Origin of the sequence: Arthrobacter sp. GCM10027362, from assembly GCF_042679445.1 — a bacterium.
Taxonomy (GTDB): domain Bacteria; phylum Actinomycetota; class Actinomycetes; order Actinomycetales; family Micrococcaceae; genus Crystallibacter.
Genome location: NZ_JBHTML010000454.1, coordinates 1 through 555 on the forward strand (window position 1 = coordinate 1; position 555 = coordinate 555).

Here is a 555-nt window from a genome sequence, read left to right on the forward strand (position 1 = left end):
GGAGCCGCCGGCCGGCCGGCATATCCGCCCCGCCGGCGAGGAGACCCGCGCCGGGGAAACCGTGATCGCTGCCGGCACCGTGCTCAACCCTGCGCACCTGGCCATCGCCGCGGTCTGCGGCCACGACGAGCTGCCGGTGCTCCGCCGGCCCGAGGTTGCCCTGCTGCTCACCGGCGACGAGGTGGTTACCGCCGGCATCCCGGCGCCGGGCAAGGTCCGCGATACCTTCGGACCCGCGCTGCCGGCTATCATCCGCCGGCTCGGCGGCGTCGCCTCCCGGACCGTCCGGCTGCCGGACGATTTCGGCACCATGCTGGCGGCGGTGCGCGGCTGCGGTGCCGACGTCGTCGTCACCACGGGCGGGACCGGCCACTCGCAGGCGGATCACCTGCGTCCGGTGCTGGCCGAGCTCGGGGCCCGGATCCTGGTCCAGTCCATCCGGATGCGTCCGGGGCACCCGGCGCTGCTGGCCCGGCTGCCGGACGGACGGCCGCTGGTGGGGCTGCCCGGGAACCCGCTGGCCGCCATCATGGCCCTGCTGACCCTGGGCGCCCC

General features: G+C 76.4%; 1 protein-coding gene. It reads left to right on the plus strand.

What is annotated here, in order from left to right; genetic code table 11:
* Positions 1 to 555, plus strand: a 555-nt coding sequence (locus ACFQ36_RS23320) for a molybdopterin-binding protein (RefSeq protein WP_377018017.1), incomplete at both ends; no start/stop codon positions are given.